This window comes from Demequina sp. NBRC 110054 (assembly GCF_002090115.1).
GTDB lineage: Bacteria > Actinomycetota > Actinomycetes > Actinomycetales > Demequinaceae > Demequina.
Genome location: NZ_BBRK01000005.1, coordinates 709726 through 729414 on the forward strand (window position 1 = coordinate 709726; position 19689 = coordinate 729414).

Here is a 19689-nt window from a genome sequence, read left to right on the forward strand (position 1 = left end):
CTAGGCGCGTCCCCTCGCGCGGCGCAGCACGCGCCCGCGCTGCGAGCCCCAGAAGCGGTCGAGCATGTCCCGGATCTCCTCCGCGTCCTCGTCGGCGCCGAACGCCTCGGTGCCCGGCTCGAACCGGACCCCGTCCGCGAGCGCCCCCGCGGGGACAGGATCGAAGCCCAGCGCGTCGACGAGCGCCGCGACGGCCGCGACGTCGTCCGGGTCGTCGCCCGCGATCGCCGCGCCGCGACGCTCGGGATGCCCCGCAGGGAAGGCGAGGTTGTCGAGCTCGTAGAGGCTCATGTGGTTCAGCGCCTTGACGACGCGGGACGCGGACAGATGCCGCTGCACCGTCTCCGACGTCGACGTCAGCGGGTCGTCCAGGTCCGGGCGAGCGCCGTCCGTCTCCCACCAGTAGTTCATGGCGTCCACCACGAGGCGGCCCGCGAGCGCCTCGGGCGCGAGCGCGGCGTACCTGCCGAGCGGGATCGCGAGGATCACGACGTCGGCAGCCGCCGCATCGTCCAGGGAGCCGGCGCGAGCGCCGGGCGACCCGAGCGCGATCGCGGCCGCAGTCCGCTCGAGGGAGCCGGAACCCGCGACGGTCACGGACAGCCCGGCCCTGCGCGCGAGCCTCGCGAGAGCGCTGCCGATGCGCCCCGCGCCGACGATGCCGACGGAGCCGGGAACGCCGACGGGTCGCGGCGCCGTACCGCTCACGCCTCGAACGTCGCGACGTCGGAGCCCATGAGCGCCGCCGCGACGCGACCGCTCATCTCCTCCGACATCTCGGGCATCGCGTCCACGGGGAACCATGCGGCCTCGGTGTTCTCTCCGTCCGCGGGGAACGGCTCGCCGCTCACGTAGCGGAACCGGAAGGTGAGGTCCAGGTACTGCGAGCGGTCGCCGTTCGCGTACGTCATGGGCGGCAGCGACTTCACCCTCACGAGCGCCTCGGGCGCCGCGACGATGTCGGCCTCCTCGAGGCATTCGCGCGCACCCGCGACCGCCGGCTCCTCGCCCGGGTCGATGATGCCGGTGACGGGCGTCCACGCGCCGTTGTCGGCACGCTTCACGAGCAGCACCTGCCGTCCCTGATCGCTGTCGCGCAGGACGACCGCGGTGACGCCGGAGAGCCACAGCAGCTCGTGACCGACGCGCTCGCGCAGGGCAAGGACGAAGTCGGGAGTAGGCATGAGGCCAACCTACCGGCGGTCGACGGCGTTCAGTCGGTGCCCGCGGGCACCGGCGACCAGTCGGCGTGCTTGGGCACGCGCCCGTCGCCCGAGGACCGGCCCGTGAGGCGCCGCCCGATCCACGGCAGCACGTACTGCCGGGCGTACCGAAGCTCGCCGACCAGGCTCATCCCGGAGGGATCGGGGACGTCGAGCGACGGCAGGGGCGTCTCGTGGCCCAGGTGCGTGAGCACGCGAGCCGCGACGCGCGAGTGACCGAGCGCGTTGAGGTGCAGGCGGTCGGGCGCCCAGTAGCCCGGACGACGCATCTCCTGGTCCGTGAGGTTGTCGATGACGCTCGCGTGGGGCAGGTCGGCGACGTAGTCGATGACGAGGTCGGTGAAGTCGCGCGCGCGGCCGAGCATGAGTTCGGCGCGGGGCATCTGCAGGGACGGCGCCGCACCGGTGAGGATCACGATACGCACGCCCGCGTCGCCCGCGCGATCGACCATGCGTCGCGTGAGGTCCATCATCCGGCTCATGTCCCAGCCGGGGCGAAGCATGTCGTTCCCGCCGCCGTCGACCGTCATGAGGTCGGGCGCGGGGTCGAGCGACAGCGCGGCATCGCACTGCTCGGTCGCGATGGGCTCCAGCAGGCGTCCGCGGATCGCGAGATTCGCATAGTGCACCTGCTCCCCCGTCGACACCGCGAGCCCGGCGGCGACCATGTCCGCCCAGCCGCGCACCGAGCCGTCCTCGAGCTCGTCCCCTACACCCTCCGTGTAGCTGTCACCGATGGCCACATAACGCATGCCCCCACGATATCGGCGCGCCGGAGTGCCAGCGTTCACTGTGCCGGTCAGGAAGGGGGCCCCGTCAGGGCCTCATCGATTCGCTCGAGGAACTCGGCAGCGCTCGCTGCGGAGTCCAGATCGTCGACATGAGGCGCAAGCAGATCCCTCCAGTGCGCACGCAGCGACGCGAGGTTCTCCGCCGCTCGCGCGGTCGCCCACAACTCGACGCACCGCGCATCGTCCTCCGCCTTGCGCCTCTCGACCAGGCCCTTCTCCTCAAGAGCCCTGATGGCGGCACTCGCATTGCTCGGCTTGAGTCCGATCGCCACTGCGAGAGCAGAAGGCGAGACCCCGGGGTGTCGGTCCACATGTTGCATCACGAGCACTTCGACACCGCCCAGCGGCACGAGCCCCTCCGCGCGCTGCTCGGCAGCGTGCAGGCGCCGCGCGAGCACGAGCACTGCGGCAGCCAGGTCGGCGAGATCGGCCTGCACCGCCGTCCGGCCGGACTTCGCCGTCGCCTCCGTCTCGGTCATCGTCGACCTCCTCACGTTTTCTGTATTGTACTATAGTTATGACTTCATAACCTTGGGAGGGACCATGACCGACACGACGACGCGCGCCTCCACACGCACCCAGACATCCCAGCGCCCCAGCAAGGCCGTCGGCACCGCGATGCTCGGCGCGCTCGCGCTCCTCGCCGCGGTGTCGCCGCTCGCAACCGACCTATACCTGCCCGCGTTCCCCGACATGGCGTCGGACCTCGCCACCACGAGCGCGGGCGTGCAGCTGTCACTCACGGCATTCATGATCGGAGCGGGCGTCGGCCAGGTGGTCTTCGGGCCGCTGTCGGACCGCGTGGGCCGGCGCGTACCGCTCCTGGTCGGCACAGTCGTCTTTCTCCTCGCCTCGGTCGGGGCCGCACTCGCCCCCACGATCGGCATCCTCATCGCGCTGCGCGTCCTGCAGGGCCTCGGTGGCGCCGCAGGCATGGTGATCGGCCGCGCCGTCATCGCCGACCGCGCGCACGGCGCGGAGGCCGTGAAGGCTCAGACCCTCATGATGCTCGTCGGCGGCGTCGCCCCTGTCGTCGCTCCCCTGCTGGGCTCGTTCCTCGCCGACGCCATCGGCTGGAGGGGGCTGCTGTCCGTGCTCGCGGTCTTCGGGCTCGCATGCGTCGTCGCGGTCGTCACGCTCGTGCCCGAGACGCGCACCGTCGAGGCACGCCGCGCGGAGCTCACGGTGTGGCAGGAGACCCGAGTGGGGCTGTCCGCGCTGCGCAACCGCGCGTACCTCGGCCACACCGCTGCCTTCGCGTTCGCGTTCGCAACGATGATGGCGTACATCTCGGCCTCGCCGTTCATCTATCAGGACCTCATCGGCCTGGGCACGGTCCAGTACGGCCTGGCGTTCGGGCTCAACGCGCTGCTCCTCATGGCGACGAGCGCCGTCGCTGCCAACCTGACGGGCAAGGTGCACACGCGCCGACTCGCCGCTGTCGGCCTAGGTATCACGCTCGTCGCAGTCATCACACTGACGGTCGTCGCGTCGTCCTCGGCGCCCGCCTGGACGCTCATGATCCCCGTCGCTTTCGCGATCGCGCCGCTCGGGCTGGTCTTCGGCTCGACGACCGCGCTCGCTCTCGACTCGGCGCCCGAGGCGCCCGGCATGGCCTCCGCCGCGCTCGGCCTCGGACAGTTCGCGCTCGCAGGACTCGTCGCCCCTCTCGTCAGCCTGGGCGGAGAAGACACGGCCGTGCCCATGGCCCTCGTCATGCTCGTGTCCGCAGCCATCGCGAGCATCGCGCTGCGCCTGGCCGGTCGCGGAGCGGATACCCTCGACGGGTGACCAGTAGCGCAGTCTCCGCACCCAAGGCCGTCTTCCTCGATATCGACGGCACGTACGCCGACCGAGGGACGGTGCCTCCCGAGCATCGCGACGCGGTGAGGGCGGCCCGCGAGGCCGGGCACAAGGTCTTCCTGTGCACCGGGCGGCCCCTGTCCCTGATCTTCCCGCAGATGCTCGAGGCGGGCTTCGACGGGATCGTCGCTGCCGCGGGCGCCCACGTCACGGTCGGCGGCACGGTGCTGCAGGACCTGCGGTTCCCCAGGGACCTCGCGTCGCGAACCCTCGCGGTGCTCGACGCGCACCATGGGGTCTACTGGCTCGAGACACCCGACGCCACGTATGCGCACCAGTTCGCGGTCGACACGGTCGACGACCACATGCCCGACCACCTGAAGAGGGCCGACGAGCACGGCAAGGCGCGCGCCCAGGTGCTCAGCCACCTCACGATCGTCGACGACCTCCACCAGGTGAGCATCGGCAAGGTCACGGTCATGCACGCCGACATCCCGCTCGCGGAGGTCGCCGCCCAGGTCGGCCCGGATCTCGGCGTGATCGAGAGCTCGATCCCCGGGATGGGTGACCGTGCCGGCGAGCTCTACATGGCTCAGGTGCACAAGGCCACCGGCATCGAGGCGGTGATCGCCCACCTGGGGATGAGCCGCGAGGACGTGATCGCGTTCGGCGACGGCCCGAACGACATCGAGATGGTCGAGTTCGCGGGCGTCGGCGTTGCGATCGAGGGTTCGCGGGACGAGCTCCTCGCGGTTGCCGATCGCACGTGCCCCGGCCCGGAGCAGGCGGGCCTCGCGTCCGCGTTCGCCGAGCTGGGACTCATCCCCCGCTGACCCGTCGCGCCGACCCCTGAGGGAGCGGTACCGTCGAGCCATGACACCCAAGTCCGGTCAGCAGGTGACCCTCTCCCACGGCGACCAGGTCGCCACCATCGCCGCCGTCGGCGCGGCCCTCCGCGAGTACAAGGTCGGTGGGCGCGACGTCGTCGTCCCGTTCGACGCCGACGAGATCCCGCCCGCCTTCAACGGCATGGTCCTCGCGCCGTGGCCCAACCGCCTCCAGGACGGCGTCTACACGTTCGGCGGCGAGGAGCTTCAGGTCCCGGTCTCCGAGCCCGACCGCGGCACCGCGCTGCACGGCCTCGCGTGCTGGGAGCGCTGGGAGGTCGACAGCGTGAGCCCCAGCTCCGTGACGATGGCGCTCGAGCTGCCGGCGAGCCCCGGCTACCCGTTCCAGCTCACGCTGACCACGGCGTACTCGCTGTCGGACGCGGGGCTCACCATCACGACGACCGCACGCAACGAGGGCGACGTACCGCTCCCCTACGGCGTCGGCTTCCACCCGTGGTTCGCCCCCGGCGAGGGCTCCCTCGACGAGTGCGCGATCCAGCTCACCGCCGCGTCGAACGTCACCGTCGACGAGCGCCTGCTGCCCACGGGTGAGGTGCCGGTCGACGGCAAGTTCGACATCCGCGAGGCCACGAGCCTCGACGGGGTGTCGTTCGACGACGCATGGGTCGACCCGATCCTCGACGCCGAGGGCCGCTCGTGGTGCCGCCTCACGGCCGGCGACGGCGCGGTCACCGAGATCTGGGCGGATTCTGAGGCGACCGCCTGGCAGATCTGCACCGGCGACTTCCCGTCGATCGACCGCGCGGGCGTCGCGATCGAGCCGATGTCCTGCATCGCGGATGCCTTCCGCACCGGCGAGCGCCTCATCACGCTCGCGCCGGGCGAGTCCCACTCGCTCACGTGGGGCATGCGCCTCAGCTGACGCACGTTCGCCGCACGAGCGCGGGTCGGACCTTCGGGTCCGGCCCGCTTCGTCGTCTCCCGGGCCGCGATCCCGCGTCCTGGACGATGCGACGGGAGCCCTGGACGCATCGTCCACGAGGGCGCCTGGCAAGGCCGGGAGCGCCTGCCGGCGCATCGTCCCCAGAAACGCGAAAAGCCGCCCCGAAGGGCGGCTTCTGCGGTGCTGTCTCCACACCACGTGGAGCTGAGGGGACTCGAACCCCTGACCCCCTGCATGCCATGCAGGTGCGCTACCAGCTGCGCCACAGCCCCAAGATCTTGCGATCCTGCGCTCCGAAGAGCGAGTAAGACTCTACCCCAGATTCACGGCAAAGTGTTAATCGCCGTCCTGAGCCTCCACGCCGCGGGGCAGTCGCGCACCCGAGGGGTCGATCCCGTAGCGCTCGAGCGACCAGGCCCCGGTCGAGGAGCGCGTGAGGACGTTCCAGTGCCCGTGCGGCAGCTTGCCCAGGGAGGTCGACAGCGGCGGCATCCCGAGCAGCCTGAGCGCCCCCAGCATGAGTGCGCTGCCGTGGCTCACGACGGTGACCAGGCGCCGGCCTCGGCAGGCCTCCTCGAGGCACGCCGCGACACGCGCGCCCACGGCGTCCGAGCGGCCCCAGCCCTCGATATCGGGGTCCTCGCCGCGCATCCTGGCCTCGTACTGCTCGGGCCAGCGCGCGCGGACGTCGTCCCACGTGAGGCCCTCCCAGGCGCCGTACGAGCGCTGGGTGAGCCGCGCATCGGCCACGGGCTCGAGGCCCGCCGCGCGGCCGACCTCGCGAGCCGTGTCGAGGGCGCGCAGGAGCGGCGAGGACAGCAGCGCGTCGGGGGTGCCGTAGGCGTGGCGCAGGTGGCGAGATGCGGCGCGCGCCTGGATCCGGCCAGCCTCGCCGAGCGGGACGTCGAGGCTGCCCTGGAGGCGACCGGAGACGTTGTAGTCGGTGCGGCCGTGCCTCAGCAGGATCAGCGTCGTCATGTCAGGCCCTCACCGGCTCCGCTCCGACGTTGTGGCGGTCGAGCGACCAGCCGCCGTCGCCCGAGCGCACCAGGCGGGACCAGCATGCGTTCTCGAGCGTGCCGACGGCGCGGCCGGTCACGGGTGCGCCGATCAGCGTCGCGATAAGCATCCGACCGGTCGAGCCGTGCGAGACGAAGACCAGGTCTCCCCCGCCCGCGACGTCGACGCGCGCGGCCCATTCCTCGGTCGCCGCCACGGCCCGCTCCGCGAGCTCGGCGTGCGTCTCGTAGCCCTCGATGCGCGGCTCCAGGCCGGCCTTCCAGCGGTCGTAGTCCTCGGGGTGGTGCACCTGGCGCAGATCCGCCTCGAGGCCCTCCCACACGCCGTAGGAACGCTCTCCGATGCGCGGGTCCTTGTGGATCGGCACGCCGAGCCCCGCGAAGAGGATCTCCGCGGTCTCGATCGCACGCGACAGGTGCGAGGCGACGACGGTCGGTGCCTCGCCGAGCTGGGTGAGCAGCCCGGACGATGCGGCCGCGGCCTGCGCACGGCCGGTGTCGTTCAGCGGGATGTCGGTCGAGCCCTGGAGACGGTTCTGCAGGTTCCAGTCCGTCTGGCCGTGGCGGACGATGTGAAGCCGGGTCACTGCGCGTCGGGCAGCGGCACCACGGGACAGTCCTTCCACAGCCGCTCGAGCTCGTAGTAGGCGCGATCCTCCTGGTGCATCACGTGCACGATCACGTCGTTGAAGTCCATGAGGGCCCAGCGGCCCTCGCGCATGCCCTCGCGGCGGATCGCCTTGGCGCCCTCGTCGAGCAGCGCCTCCTCGATGCCCTCGGCGATCGCGGTGACCTGGCGCTCGTTGGTGCCAGAGGCGACGACGAACACGTCGGCCAGCGGGAGGTGCTCGGAGACGTCGAGAGCGATGATCTCCTCGGCCTTCTTGTCGGCCGCGGCGCGAGCCACGGCCTCGGTCAGCGCAAGGGCGCGGTGGGAGGCCGTCATGCGCCGCGCACCACGAGCTGGTAGACCAGCAGGCCGAGGACGAAGGCCACCGCACCGATGACGAGGAAGTGCGCCCAGTGCATGTCGCGGGCGCCATGGGTCGGCTCGAGCTGCGGCACCTCGCGGCGCGGCACCTCGATGCCGTCCGTCACGGGCCCCGCGACGATCGGCTCCGAGGCCTCGCCCTGCGTCGCCGACTGGGTCGCGGGACGTGCGGCCTCCTCGAGCGCGGCGAGGTCGGGCATCGGAAGGGCTCCGACCGCGGTCTGCTCGTCGGGGTCGAAGTCCGTGGGCCCGCCCAGCAGCGGGTGCGTGTCCCACACGGACGGGGCCTCGCCGTGGCCGCGCGTCGGAGAGGTCCCGAAGGCGGTGACGGGCGGGAACGCCTGGGTGGGCGCGTCGTCCCCGTGCTGCGCGGTGAGGGCGTGGGGCGCCGCAGCGGGCGTGATCGTCCGAGCGGCGGGGTCTCCGAACACCTCGGCGGGCAGCTCGCGCTCGTGCGGCGCGGGCTCGCCGAGCCTGTCCGCGACGGCCGCACCCGCGGCGCGCGCCGCGTGATCGACCGTCTCCGGATCGATGGCGGCGGTGGCGGTCCAGATGCCCGCGGGGGCGGACCCTTCGGCCGCGGGTGCCTCCGCCTCGGCGGTCGCGGTCTCCTCGGGGGGCGCAGCCGCCTGGAGAGCCTCCTCGAGCGCGGCGGCCTCCGGGGTGAGCGTGCCGCGCGTCGCGGGCTGCTCGGCGGCGGGCGACTCGACGGGCTCGGCCGCCTCGTCGGCGACGGGCTCGGCCACGGCCACCTGCGCGGGCGTCGGCTCCGACGACGCCTGTCCCGCGGCGGGAGTCAGGGGCGGCAGGGGCGTGCGCTGCATCGGGGCGGCGGCCTGCGCACGGGCGTGGGCCGCGCCCTCCTCCATCATCTTCGCCTGGGGCGAGCCCGGGGGGAAGAGGGACAGCAGGCTCGCGGGGAGGCCGCTGGCCGGAGGCTCCTCCGACGCTGCGGGCTCCTCGGCGGACTCGACGGGCTGGGCCTCGACGTCCGGCGCGGTCTGCTGGGTCGCGGGCTCCTCCGCAGCGGGCTGCAGGAGATCCTGCTCTCCCGGCGTCTGCGCGGAGCGCGGCTCGTCAGGGGTGGATGCCTCTCCCGGCTGATCGGCGGCGCGTCGCCGCGTGAGGCCGGTGAAGGGCAGACGACCTGCCTCCTCAGCGTCCTCACCCGAGGAGGGGCTCATGATCCCCGCGTAGTCCTCGACCACAGGCGCACCGGTGCCGGGCTCCTCCGACTGCGACGGCGCAGTCTCCTGAACGCTCGGCGAAGGCTCGCTCGAGGGCCACGCGAACTGGGCCGCGGCGGGAGCCACGGCCTCCGCCGTCGGCCACTGCACGGCGGTGTCCCCCGGCTCCTCGGCCGGGGCCTCGTCGAACGCCTCTCCGGAGGGTTCCTCAGCATCGTCGGCTGCGGACTCGACGACAGGCGCGGCAGCCTCGACCGGCGCGACGGCCTCAACCGGCTCGGCCGCGGGCTCTGCGATCGCGTCGGCGACGGGTGCCTGGGCGGGGTACTCCTCTGCGGGCGGCTCCTGCGTCGGCGGCTCGCCGTGGCCATCCTGGCCCGCGGACACACGGCGCAGCTCCTCGGAGGTGACCTCCGCTTCGAGCGCCGCCTGCTCCGCGCGTTCGCGGGCTTGTCGCTCCTGCTCCGCGACGACCTCGGGGGTCATCGCGGGGAGCTGACCGGTCGCGAGCATCTCCTCCTCGGCGGTCCACGTCTCCATCGGGTGCTGGGTGCGCTCAAGGGCACGCCGCTCCTTGCGCGTCAGCGGACGTCCGTCCTTGCCGATCGCGGCCGTCTGGCTCGTGGCGAGGTCGTCGAACTCGGCCGCCGCGGCCTGCTCCGCGCGCAGGCGTCGTTCGCGCCGCGAGAGCGGCGCACCCGAGTCAGTCATCCGTCCCTCCGATGTACAGATCGTGCTCCTGGATGTAATCGGCAACAGCATGAGGGACGAGGTACCGGATAGGTCGCCCCTCTCCGACCCGTCGCCGAACGTCCGTCGAGGATACATCCAGCGCGGGGGCCTCTACCACTGCATACGCGCCGCTAGACGGTGACATCGCGTGTCCGGGCCTGGTGACCGCGACGAAGCGCGCGAGGGCGAGGAGCCGGTCGGCGTCACGCCACTCCGAGAGCCTCGCGAGGGCGTCCGCGCCGGCGATGAAGTACAGCTCGGCGTCGGGCTGCTGTGCCCGCAGGTCCTCGAGCGTGTCGACGGTGAATGTCGTGCCGCCTCGGTCGATGTCCACGGTCGACACGTCGAGCCGCGGATCGTGCGCCACCGCGAGCCGGCACATCGCGAGTCGATGCTCGGCGTGCGCGGGGCCGTCGGGCTCCTTGAAGGGCTGCGCGGCCGTCGGCACCAGCAGCACGCGGTCGAGGCCGAGGGACGCGCATACCTCGCTGGCCGCGGCCAGGTGGCCGTGGTGGATGGGATCGAACGTCCCCCCGAGGACTCCGACGCGGGTGCCTGCCACGGTCAGTGGCGGCTGCCGAGGCTCCGGAACGAGTACGTGATCAGCAGCAGACCGGCCAGGGCGCCGAACGCCAGCAGCCCGATCGCGGGCGCATTGATGCTCGACTCATGAACGGCCTCGGCGACCGGGGCAACCTCGCTGAAGATCACGGTGATCCCTCCTTCATCGGGCACAAGTATTCCATGCCGCGGTCCGTGCGCCGATCTGCCGCTCTGTGAGAGCGCTCAACGTGCCCGCGCGGGGGCGACGACCTCGGTCACCTCGGCGACGGTCGCCGTCGCGGCGCGCCGGCGGCGCAGCGCCTTGTCGAGCTCGACGATGGCGACGACCGCGGCCGACAGCAGCACGCACGCGAGCCATTCGGCTCCGGTCAGTGACGTCGTATCGAGCCAGCGCTGGAGGAAGGGCAGCTCTGTGGCGACGATGGTCGCGGCGATCGGCCACGGCGCGAGCCTCCCTACCGCTCCCCAGGGGCCCCGGATTCCCGACTCCGGGTCGCGCCGGAGGGCCACACCGGTGCCGACCGTCACGAAGGACACGATCACGAACGCCATCGTCATCGGGGGCGAGGCACCGCCTTCGGGGTCGAGCTCGCTCTCGAGCACGAGCAGGGGAACGAGCGCGGCGATCGCGAGCGAGCCTCCGTAGATGAGCCAGCGGACGAGAGACGCGGTGCTCGCGAGGCCTTCGGACGTGTCGCGCGGCGGGCGCCGCATCAGGCCACCCGATGCGGGGTCGGTGATGATCATGAGCACGGGGAAGAGCACGACCGCGAAGTTGAGGACCAGGGTCATGACCGGCGTGAGGGCCACTCCCCCGTTGACGTCGAGCAGGCTCGCGGCGAGGAACAGCAGCACGAGTGCGATGAGCTGCGCCATCTGGAACGTGAGGTAGTTCGTGATCTTGCTGTAGACGACGCGCCCCAGCCGCACCGCATGCACGAGCGTCGCGAAGTTGTCGTCCGTGAGCACGAGCTTCGCTGCCTGCTTGGTCACCTCGGATCCGCTGCCCATCGCGACGCCGATGTCGGCCTGCTTGATCGCGGCCGCGTCGTTGACAGCGTCGCCGGTCATGGCGACAACATCGCCCTGGCCCTGGAGATGCTGGACGAGCCTGAGCTTGTCCTGAGGAGTGACCCTGCCGAAGACCGACAGGCCCTCGAGCCTCCCGTCGAGCTCCGCATCGTCCATGGCGTCGAGCTCGGCCCCGGTGACGGCGTCGCCCTCGAGCCCGAGCTCGCGGCCGATCGCGGCCGCCGTGACCGCGTGATCGCCGGTGATCATGCGGACCTGAATGCCCGCGGCGTGCGCCTCGCGCACTGCCTGCGCGGCCTCGGGACGCAAGGGATCGACGATGCCGACGACGCAGACGAAGGTCAGGCCCTGGATCGCGGACATCGGGTCGGCGAGCGCCGCCTCCTCGTCCTCCTCGTCGACGATCTTGAGCGCGAGGGCGAGCGTGCGCAGCCCCTGAGAGGACCTGTACTCGATCTCCTCCGTCACGGCGTCGCCGACTTCGGCCACGGGAGTGACCTCGCGCCGCGCCGCGACAGCATCCTCCGACCTCGCAAGAAGCACATCCGGAGCGCCCTTCACCGCGGCGACAAGCCTGCGTCGCCCCTCCCATTCGAGGCGATGGAAGGTGGCCATGAACTTGTAGTCGGAGTCGAACGGCACCTCGGCCACGCGGGGGAACTGGCGGTGCGCCTCCGCCACGTCCACGCCGAGCTTGTGCGCGAGGACCACGAAGGCAGCCTCGGTCGGGTCGCCGACCACCTCACCCTCCGCCGACACCGTCGCGTCGTTCGGCAGCGCGAGCGCATAGGCGAGCGGGCCGCCCGGATCGACTGGCTCCCCGTCGGCGCTCCTGATGGCACCCTCGAACGAGTAACCCGCGCCGTCGACCGTGAAGGTATGGCCCGCGACCCAGATCGAGCGCGCGGTCATCTGGTTCATCGTGAGCGTGCCGGTCTTGTCGGAGCAGATCGCGCTCGTCGCGCCGAGGGTCTCCACGTCGTTGAGGGAGGCCACGATCGCCTTCGCGTCGGCGAGCTGTCGCGAGCCCCAGCCGAGCATGCCCTGGACGAAGGTCGGCAGACCGGTGGGGATCGCGGAGATCGCGACCGCAGTGCCGAGGAACATGAGGTCGGAGAAGGAATCGCCGCGACGCAGGCCGAGCAAAACGATGACGGCGACCGCGCCCCACGCCACCGCGCCGATCACCTTGGTCAGGGAGCCGAGCTCCTTCTGGAGCGGGGACTGCACGCGCTCGACGCCGGTCAGCATCGTGGCGATCGCGCCCATCTCGGTGCCCATGCCCGTCTCCACGACGACCGCGGTCGCGGTCCCCCGAGTCACGGAGGTGTTCTGATAGACCATCGTGACACGGTCGCCCAGAGGGGTGTCGGAGTCGAGGGAGGCGTCCGCGCTCTTCTCGACCGGTGCGCTCTCGCCGGTAAGCGCGGCCTCCTGTGCCTCGAGCGTGCTCGAGCGGAGCAGCCGCGCGTCGGCGGGCACGATGTCGCCCGCTTCGAGCTCGAGCACGTCGCCCGGCACCACCTCGGCCGCCGGGACCTCCGTGACGGCGCCGTCCCTGCGCACCCGCACCATGGGCACCTGCATGGTGGCGAGCGCGTCCACGCTCGCCTGCGCCTTGCGTTCCTGCGCCGCGCCCGACCACACGTTCGCGATGACGAGCAGGCCGATCATGATGGCCGTGGAGGTCTCCGCGATCACTGCCGAGACGATGCAGACGCCGACGAGCATGAGGTTCATCGGGTCGGCGAGCTGGTTGAGCGCCATGCGCCACACACTCGGTGGCTTCGCCGCGGTGAGCTCGTTCGGACCGTGCTCGGCGAGGCGAGTCTGCGCTTGCGCGCCGGTCAGGCCCTCGGGGCCGGACCCCCGCGCCTCCACCGCCTCAGAGGAGGTGAGGGTCCACCACGCCGTCCGCTGCTCCGTCGTCGCGCTCACAAGATCTCCCGGTGATCGTCTTTGGCCGCTCACCTGGGAACTTACTCTTGTTGGCGCTTGTGCGGCACCCCGCCATCACTCAGGGCCGGACGTGACCGTCGCCGTAGGCGATCCACTTGGTCGTCGTGAGCTCGCCGAGGCCCATCGGGCCGCGCGCGTGCAGCTTCTGCGTGGAGATGCCGATCTCCGCGCCCAGACCGAACTCGCCGCCATCCGTGAAGCGCGTGGACGCGTTCACCATGATCGCCGCGGTATCGAGCCGGCTCGAGAAGGCCTCGGCGGCGTTGATGTCGTCCGTGACGATCGCCTCGGTGTGGCCCGTCGTATAGCGCTGGATGTGGTCGATCGCCTCGTCCAGAGAGTCGACCACCTTCACGGCCAGGTCGAGGCTCAGGTACTCGGTCGCCCAGTCCTCCTCCGTCGCGGCGACGATGTCGACGCTCTCGGGCGCGAGCACCGCGGTCTGCTCGTCTCCGTGCAGCACGACGCTCTCGGCTGCGAGGGCAGTCAGGAGCGCGGGCATCACCCGAGGAGCAGCGTCCTTGTGCACCAGCAGGGTCTCGGCGGCGTTGCACACGCCCACGCGCTGCGCCTTCGAGTTGACGGCGATCGCCACGGCCCGCTCCGTCGGCGCGGACGCGTCGACGTACACGTGGCAGTTGCCCTCGCCGGTCTCGATGGTCGGCACCTTGGACTCGCGCACGACGGTCTGGATGAGGCCGTGCCCACCGCGGGGCACGAGCACGTCGACATAGCCACGGGCACCCATGAGCACCTTGGCACCCTCGCGCCCGTACGCGTCGATCGACTGGATGGCGTCGCGGGGAAGACCGCAGCTCTCGAGCGCGCCCTGAAGCACATCGACGATGACCTCGTTCGACGACTGCGCAGCTGAGCCGCCACGGAGCACTGCCGCGTTGCCGGACTTCAGGCACAGCGCGGCAGCATCGACCGTCACATTCGGTCGCGCCTCGTAGATCATGCCGACCACACCCATCGGCACGGACTTCTGGAGGAGCCGCAGACCGTTGGGGAGGGTCGAGCCGCGGCGCACCTCTCCGATCGGGTCGGGCAGCCCTGCGACGAACCGCAGCGCTCCGGCGATCGCGCCGACGCGCTCCTCCGTCAGCGTGAGGCGGTCGAGCAGGCCTGCGCTCATGCCGCCGGCGCGCTCACGCTCGACGTCGATGGCGTTGGCCTCGACGATGCGAGCGGCCTCGCTGACGAGGGCATCGGCCATGGCGTGCAGCGCCTGGTCCTTGGCGGCGCGCGTCGCGGTGGCGAGCGACCGTGAGGCCTCCTTCGCGCGGCGGCACGCGTCGAGGACGGCGGTCTCGGTGTCGAGGGGGACTGCGGTGTCGGTCATGCGGTCAAGTCTATGTGCCGGTAGCAGGCCAGCCACAGGCGATCTGGACCACGGACGCTCGCAGGCTCGGCTCTGCCGACGAGTGCCGGCCCAGCGGCTGGGCCCGGTGGGAGGGCCCATATACGCCAATGGGCCGCCACGATTGGCGGCCCTTCTTGGGTCAAACCCCTACCAGGGGAAATGCCGAAGGGCCGCCTTGTGGGGCGGCCCTTCGTGAAGTGTGTGTTCCGCAGCGTCCTACTCTCCCACACCCTGGCGAGTGCAGTACCATCGGCGCTGAGAGGCTTAGCTTCCGGGTTCGGAATGGGACCGGGCGTTTCCCTCTCGCTATGGCTGCGGAAACTCTATGGAGATGTCAAACGGGTTCCCGTCCGTATCTCGGGAACCGCACAGTGGACGCGTAGCATTACTTCGAAAATCTTGAGTGTAGTCAAGTTATCGGCCTATTAGTACCGGTCAGCTTCAAGAGTCGTTAGTCCTCTCTTCCACATCCGGCCTATCAACCCAGTGGTCTGCTGGGGGCCTCTCGGAGCAAGCTCCATGGAAATCTCATCTTGAAACAGGCTTCCCGCTTAGATGCTTTCAGCGGTTATCCCTTCCCAACGTAGCCAACCAGCCGTGCTCCTGGCGGAACAACTGGCACACCAGAGGTTGGTCCACCCCGGTCCTCTCGTACTAGGGGCAGCCTTTCTCAAATTTCCTGCGCGCGCAGCGGATAGGGACCGAACTGTCTCACGACGTTCTAAACCCAGCTCGCGTACCGCTTTAATGGGCGAACAGCCCAACCCTTGGGACCAACTCCAGCCCCAGGATGCGACGAGCCGACATCGAGGTGCCAAACCATGCCGTCGATATGGACTCTTGGGCAGGATCAGCCTGTTATCCCCGGGGTACCTTTTATCCGTTGAGCGCTGGCGCTTCCACATGCCACCAGCGGGTCACTAGTCCCGACTTTCGTCCCTGCTCGAGCTGTCACTCTCACAGTCAAGCTCCCTTGTACACTTGCACTCGCCACCTGATTGCCAACCAGGCTGAGGGAACCTTTGGGCGCCTCCGTTACTCTTTGGGAGGCAACCGCCCCAGTTAAACTACCCACCAGGCACTGTCCCTGATCCGGATTACGGACCGAGGTTAGATATCCAGAGTGATCAGAGTGGTATTTCAACAATGACTCCACCCATACTGGCGTATGAGCTTCAAAGTCTCCCACCTATCCTACACAAACCACACCGAATACCAATACCAAGCTATAGTAAAGGTCCCGGGGTCTTTCCGTCCTGCTGCGCGTAACGAGCATCTTTACTCGTAGTGCAATTTCGCCGAGTTCGCGGTGGAGACAGCGGAGAAGTCGTTACGCCATTCGTGCAGGTCGGAACTTACCCGACAAGGAATTTCGCTACCTTAGGATGGTTATAGTTACCACCGCCGTTTACTGGGGCTTAAATTCAAAGCTTCGCCTTGCGGCTAACCTCTCCTCTTAACCTTCCAGCACCGGGCAGGCGTCAGTCCGTATACATCGTCTTGCGACTTCGCACGGACCTGTGTTTTTAGTAAACAGTCGCTTCTCCCTGGTCTCTGCGGCCCTCAAACGCTTACGGCAGCAAGTGCCTTCACGCCTCAGGCCCCCCTTCTCCCGAAGTTACGGGGGTATTTTGCCGAGTTCCTTCACCACGATTCTCTCGATCGCCTTAGTATTCTCTACCTGACCACCTGAGTCGGTTTGGGGTACGGGCGGCTAGAACCTCGCGCCGAGGTTTTTCTTGGCAGCATAGGATCACCGATTTCCCGCTAATGCGGTCACCATCAGGTCTCAGGCATGTGAGCTGCGGATTTGCCTACAGCTCGCCCTACACCCTTAGACGTGGACAACCATCGCCACGCTCGGCTACCTTCCTGCGTCACCCCTGTTACTACGCTTGACTACTACGGATCTGGTTCGTGCGCGCCACCGAGATTCCCCCGAAGGGTTCACCGGCTTTGGGCACTTAGCATCGTCCGCCTCGTCATGGGCGGTTCTTCGCCGGTACGGGAATATCAACCCGTTGTCCATCGACTACGCCTGTCGGCCTCGCCTTAGGTCCCGACTTACCCAGGGCGGATTAACCTGGCCCTGGAACCCTTGGTCATTCGGCGGACGGGTTTCTCACCCGTCTTTCGCTACTCATGCCTGCATTCTCACTCGTGTGGCGTCCACCACTGGGTTACCCCGCAGCTTCACCCGCCACACGACGCTCCCCTACCCATCCACACGCCTGGATCTAAAAGACCAAGCAGTGTGTGAATGACACAACTTCGGCGGTGTACTTGAGCCCCGCTACATTGTCGGCGCAGAATCACTTGACCAGTGAGCTATTACGCACTCTTTCAAGGGTGGCTGCTTCTAAGCCAACCTCCTGGTTGTCTATGCAACTCCACATCCTTTCCCACTTAGCACACGCTTAGGGGCCTTAGTTGGTGTTCTGGGCTGTTTCCCTCTCGACTACGAAGCTTATCCCCCGCAGTCTCACTGCTGCGCTCTCACTTACCGGCATTCGGAGTTTGGCTGACGTCAGTAACCTGGTGGGGCCCATCGGCCATCCAGTAGCTCTACCTCCGGCAAGAAACACGCAACGCTGCACCTAAATGCATTTCGGGGAGAACCAGCTATCACGAAGTTTGATTGGCCTTTCACCCCTATCCACAGCTCATCCCCTCGGTTTTCAACCCAAGTGGGTTCGGTCCTCCACGCGGTCTTACCCGCGCTTCAACCTGGCCATGGATAGATCACTTCGCTTCGGGTCTAGAGCATGCGACTGAAAACGCCCTATTCGGACTCGCTCTCGCTACGGCTGCCCCACACGGGTTAACCTCGCCACATACCACTAACTCGCAGGCTCATTCTTCAAAAGGCACGCTGTCACCCCATCTAGGGAGGCTCCAACGGATTGTAAGCACACGGTTTCAGGTACTATTTCACTCCCCTCTCGGGGTACTTTTCACCCTTCCCTCACGGTACTGATTCGCTATCGGTCAGTAGGTAGTATTTAGGCTTATAGAGTGGTCTCTACAGATTCACACGGGATTTCTCGGGCCCCGTGCTACTTGGGATGACTCTCAGGAGTCCGCGAAATTTCGTCTACGGGGGTCGCACCCTCTATGCCGGGCCTTTCAATGCCCTTCGACTATCACGCGGATTTCTTACTCCTTGAAGGATCGGCAGATCCCTCCAAAAGGTCCCACAACCCCGCATACACAACGCCTGCCGGCTTGACATGCATACGGTTTGGCCTGATCCGCTTTCGCTCGCCACTACTCACGGAATATCTCTTCCTGTCGGTACTGAGATGTTTCACTTCCCGACGTTCCCTCCACTCGTCCTATGTGTTCAGACGAGGGTCACTGGACATGACTCCAGCGGGGTTTCCCCATTCGGACATCCTCGGATCAAAGCTTGTTTGCCAGCTCCCCGAGGCTTATCGCAGGCTACAACGTCCTTCTTCGGCTCCTACTGCCAAGGCATCCACCATGTGCTCTTAAAAACTTGACCACAGATATCAAAGATGCTCGCGTCCACTGTGCAGTTCTCAAACTACGGCCGGTCCCACACAACACCACAGCCTGCAGACGTTGACGTCTGGGGTTCTCGCGGTTCAGTGTGGCCCGTCCAGCCGGTCATCAGGATGTATCCCTGACCACCAAGCCCGGAAAGAATCGATCCTCAAACCCTTACAGGTTCAAGCGGTCCGACCTTTCAGGACCCAACAGTGTGCCAACCGCGATGCTCCAAGGACTCAAGCGTTCCAACCATGCAAGCACGGCGTACTAGCTGCCCTATGAAGCAGCGCCTCCGTCGATGTTCCATCCATGAGCACTCGCCGCTCTACATGTGAGAGCAGAAACGAGGCCTGGACACCACCAGTGACAAGCACCGGGATGCCAGATGCTCCTTAGAAAGGAGGTGATCCAGCCGCACCTTCCGGTACGGCTACCTTGTTACGACTTAGTCCCAATCGCCAATCCCACCTTAGACGTCTCCCTCCCAAAGGGTTAGGCCGACGGCTTCGGGTGTTACCGACTTTCGTGACTTGACGGGCGGTGTGTACAAGGCCCGGGAACGTATTCACCGCAGCGTTGCTGATCTGCGATTACTAGCGACTCCAACTTCATGAGGTCGAGTTGCAGACCTCAATCCGAACTGAGACCGGCTTTTTGGGATTCGCTCCACCTTACGGTATCGCAGCCCTTTGTACCGGCCATTGTAGCATGCGTGAAGCCCAAGACATAAGGGGCATGATGATTTGACGTCATCCCCACCTTCCTCCGAGTTGACCCCGGCAGTCTCCTATGAGTCCCCACCATGACGTGCTGGCAACATAGGACGAGGGTTGCGCTCGTTGCGGGACTTAACCCAACATCTCACGACACGAGCTGACGACAACCATGCACCACCTGTATACCCCGCTAAAAGCACTCCCTATCTCTAGGGATAGAAGGTATATGTCAAGCCTTGGTAAGGTTCTTCGCGTTGCATCGAATTAATCCGCATGCTCCGCCGCTTGTGCGGGCCCCCGTCAATTCCTTTGAGTTTTAGCCTTGCGGCCGTACTCCCCAGGCGGGGCACTTAATGCGTTAGCTGCGACGCGGAACTCATGGAATGAGCCCCACATCTAGTGCCCACCGTTTACGGCGTGGACTACCAGGGTATCTAATCCTGTTCGCTCCCCACGCTTTCGCTCCTCAGCGTCAGTTGTGGCCCAGAGACCTGCCTTCGCCATCGGTGTTCCTCCTGATATCTGCGCATTCCACCGCTACACCAGGAATTCCAGTCTCCCCTACCACACTCTAGTTCGCCCGTACCCACTGCAGACACGAGGTTGAGCCTCGTGCTTTCACAGCAGACGCGACGAACCGCCTACGAGCTCTTTACGCCCAATAATTCCGGACAACGCTTGCGCCCTACGTATTACCGCGGCTGCTGGCACGTAGTTAGCCGGCGCTTCTTCTGCAGGTACCGTCACTTTCGCTTCTTCCCTGCTGAAAGGGGTTTACAACCCGAAGGCCTTCATCCCCCACGCGGCGTCGCTGCATCAGGCTTGCGCCCATTGTGCAATATTCCCCACTGCTGCCTCCCGTAGGAGTCTGGACCGTGTCTCAGTTCCAGTGTGGCCGGTCGCCCTCTCAGGCCGGCTACCCGTCGTCGCCTTGGTGAGCCATTACCTCACCAACAAGCTGATAGGCCGCGAGTCCATCCCAGACCGAAAAACTTTCCC

15 protein-coding genes, 1 tRNA gene and 3 rRNA genes are annotated in these 19689 nt (G+C 67.7%); 3 read left to right on the top strand and 16 right to left on the bottom strand.

Annotated features, from left to right (window positions below; genetic code table 11):
- Genes B7K23_RS12615 through B7K23_RS15990 form a run of 4 tightly spaced genes read right to left on the bottom strand, consistent with a single transcriptional unit; the run spans window position 1 to window position 2493 of the window.
- Entirely contained in the window at window positions 1-708 is a 708-nt protein-coding gene (locus tag B7K23_RS12615) for an NADPH-dependent F420 reductase (RefSeq protein ID WP_234996525.1), read from the bottom strand.
- The gene (locus B7K23_RS12620) at window positions 705-1184 is read right to left on the bottom strand and encodes an NUDIX domain-containing protein (RefSeq protein WP_084126919.1); all 480 of its coding nucleotides are present in this window, start codon (window positions 1182-1184) and stop codon (window positions 705-707) included. Before B7K23_RS12620 ends, B7K23_RS12615 begins: the two co-directional genes overlap by 4 nt.
- A gap of 29 nt (window positions 1185-1213) precedes the next feature.
- Window positions 1214-1975: an SGNH/GDSL hydrolase family protein gene (locus B7K23_RS12625; protein WP_084126920.1), complete on the bottom strand. Its 762-nt coding sequence runs from the start codon at window positions 1973-1975 to the stop codon at window positions 1214-1216.
- 47 nt (window positions 1976-2022) lie between these two features.
- A complete protein-coding gene (locus tag B7K23_RS15990; protein ID WP_084126921.1) occupies window positions 2023-2493 on the bottom strand; it encodes a MarR family winged helix-turn-helix transcriptional regulator in 471 nt (156 codons plus the stop codon).
- Between the two features lie 25 nt (window positions 2494-2518).
- On the opposite strand from B7K23_RS15990, the gene B7K23_RS12635 reads away from it, so the two are divergent.
- Genes B7K23_RS12635 through B7K23_RS12645 form a run of 3 tightly spaced genes read left to right on the top strand, consistent with a single transcriptional unit; the run spans window position 2519 to window position 5590 of the window.
- The gene (locus B7K23_RS12635) at window positions 2519-3805 is read left to right on the top strand and encodes a multidrug effflux MFS transporter (RefSeq protein ID WP_255376307.1); all 1287 of its coding nucleotides are present in this window, start codon (window positions 2519-2521) and stop codon (window positions 3803-3805) included.
- Window positions 3802-4650, top strand: a complete 849-nt coding sequence (locus tag B7K23_RS12640) for an HAD-IIB family hydrolase (protein ID WP_084126923.1) — start codon at window positions 3802-3804, stop codon at window positions 4648-4650. Before B7K23_RS12635 ends, B7K23_RS12640 begins: the two co-directional genes overlap by 4 nt.
- A 40-nt stretch (window positions 4651-4690) precedes the next feature.
- Window positions 4691-5590, top strand: coding sequence for an aldose 1-epimerase family protein (locus B7K23_RS12645; protein WP_084126924.1), 900 nt, complete (start codon window positions 4691-4693; stop codon window positions 5588-5590).
- Window positions 5591-5810: 220 nt separating this feature from the next.
- On the opposite strand, the gene B7K23_RS12650 is transcribed toward B7K23_RS12645, so the two are convergent.
- The 12 genes from B7K23_RS12650 to B7K23_RS12700 form a co-directional block, all read right to left on the bottom strand.
- A tRNA-Ala gene (locus B7K23_RS12650) sits at window positions 5811-5883 on the bottom strand.
- A 64-nt stretch (window positions 5884-5947) separates the two neighbouring features.
- Window positions 5948-6589 carry a histidine phosphatase family protein gene (locus tag B7K23_RS12655; protein WP_084126925.1) on the bottom strand — a complete coding sequence of 214 codons (642 nt, stop codon included), beginning with the start codon at window positions 6587-6589 and terminating at the stop codon, window positions 5948-5950.
- 1 nt (window position 6590) lies between these two features.
- Window positions 6591-7217, bottom strand: coding sequence for a histidine phosphatase family protein (locus B7K23_RS12660; RefSeq protein WP_159451414.1), 627 nt, complete (start codon window positions 7215-7217; stop codon window positions 6591-6593).
- On the bottom strand, window positions 7214-7576 hold the full coding sequence (gene rsfS, locus B7K23_RS12665; RefSeq protein WP_084126927.1) for a ribosome silencing factor: 363 nt from the start codon (window positions 7574-7576) through the stop codon (window positions 7214-7216). The genes B7K23_RS12660 and rsfS overlap by 4 nt, the downstream gene beginning before the upstream one ends.
- Window positions 7573-9519, bottom strand: a complete 1947-nt coding sequence (locus B7K23_RS12670; protein WP_084126928.1) for a hypothetical protein — start codon at window positions 9517-9519, stop codon at window positions 7573-7575. Before B7K23_RS12670 ends, rsfS begins: the two co-directional genes overlap by 4 nt.
- Window positions 9512-10102: a nicotinate-nucleotide adenylyltransferase gene (gene nadD, locus B7K23_RS12675; RefSeq protein WP_234996526.1), complete on the bottom strand. Its 591-nt coding sequence runs from the start codon at window positions 10100-10102 to the stop codon at window positions 9512-9514. The genes B7K23_RS12670 and nadD overlap by 8 nt, the downstream gene beginning before the upstream one ends.
- A gap of 2 nt (window positions 10103-10104) precedes the next feature.
- Entirely contained in the window at window positions 10105-10251 is a 147-nt protein-coding gene (locus B7K23_RS15855) for a hypothetical protein (protein ID WP_200809834.1), read from the bottom strand.
- A 75-nt stretch (window positions 10252-10326) separates the two neighbouring features.
- Window positions 10327-13074 carry a cation-translocating P-type ATPase gene (locus B7K23_RS12680; RefSeq protein ID WP_159451415.1) on the bottom strand — a complete coding sequence of 916 codons (2748 nt, stop codon included), beginning with the start codon at window positions 13072-13074 and terminating at the stop codon, window positions 10327-10329.
- Between the two features lie 79 nt (window positions 13075-13153).
- Window positions 13154-14440: a glutamate-5-semialdehyde dehydrogenase gene (locus tag B7K23_RS12685; RefSeq protein ID WP_084126931.1), complete on the bottom strand. Its 1287-nt coding sequence runs from the start codon at window positions 14438-14440 to the stop codon at window positions 13154-13156.
- Window positions 14441-14664: 224 nt separating this feature from the next.
- A 5S ribosomal RNA gene (gene rrf, locus B7K23_RS12690) occupies window positions 14665-14781 on the bottom strand.
- Window positions 14782-14866: 85 nt separating this feature from the next.
- A 23S ribosomal RNA gene (locus B7K23_RS12695) occupies window positions 14867-17966 on the bottom strand.
- Between the two features lie 404 nt (window positions 17967-18370).
- Window positions 18371-19689, bottom strand: a 16S ribosomal RNA gene (locus B7K23_RS12700); the annotation flags it as partial.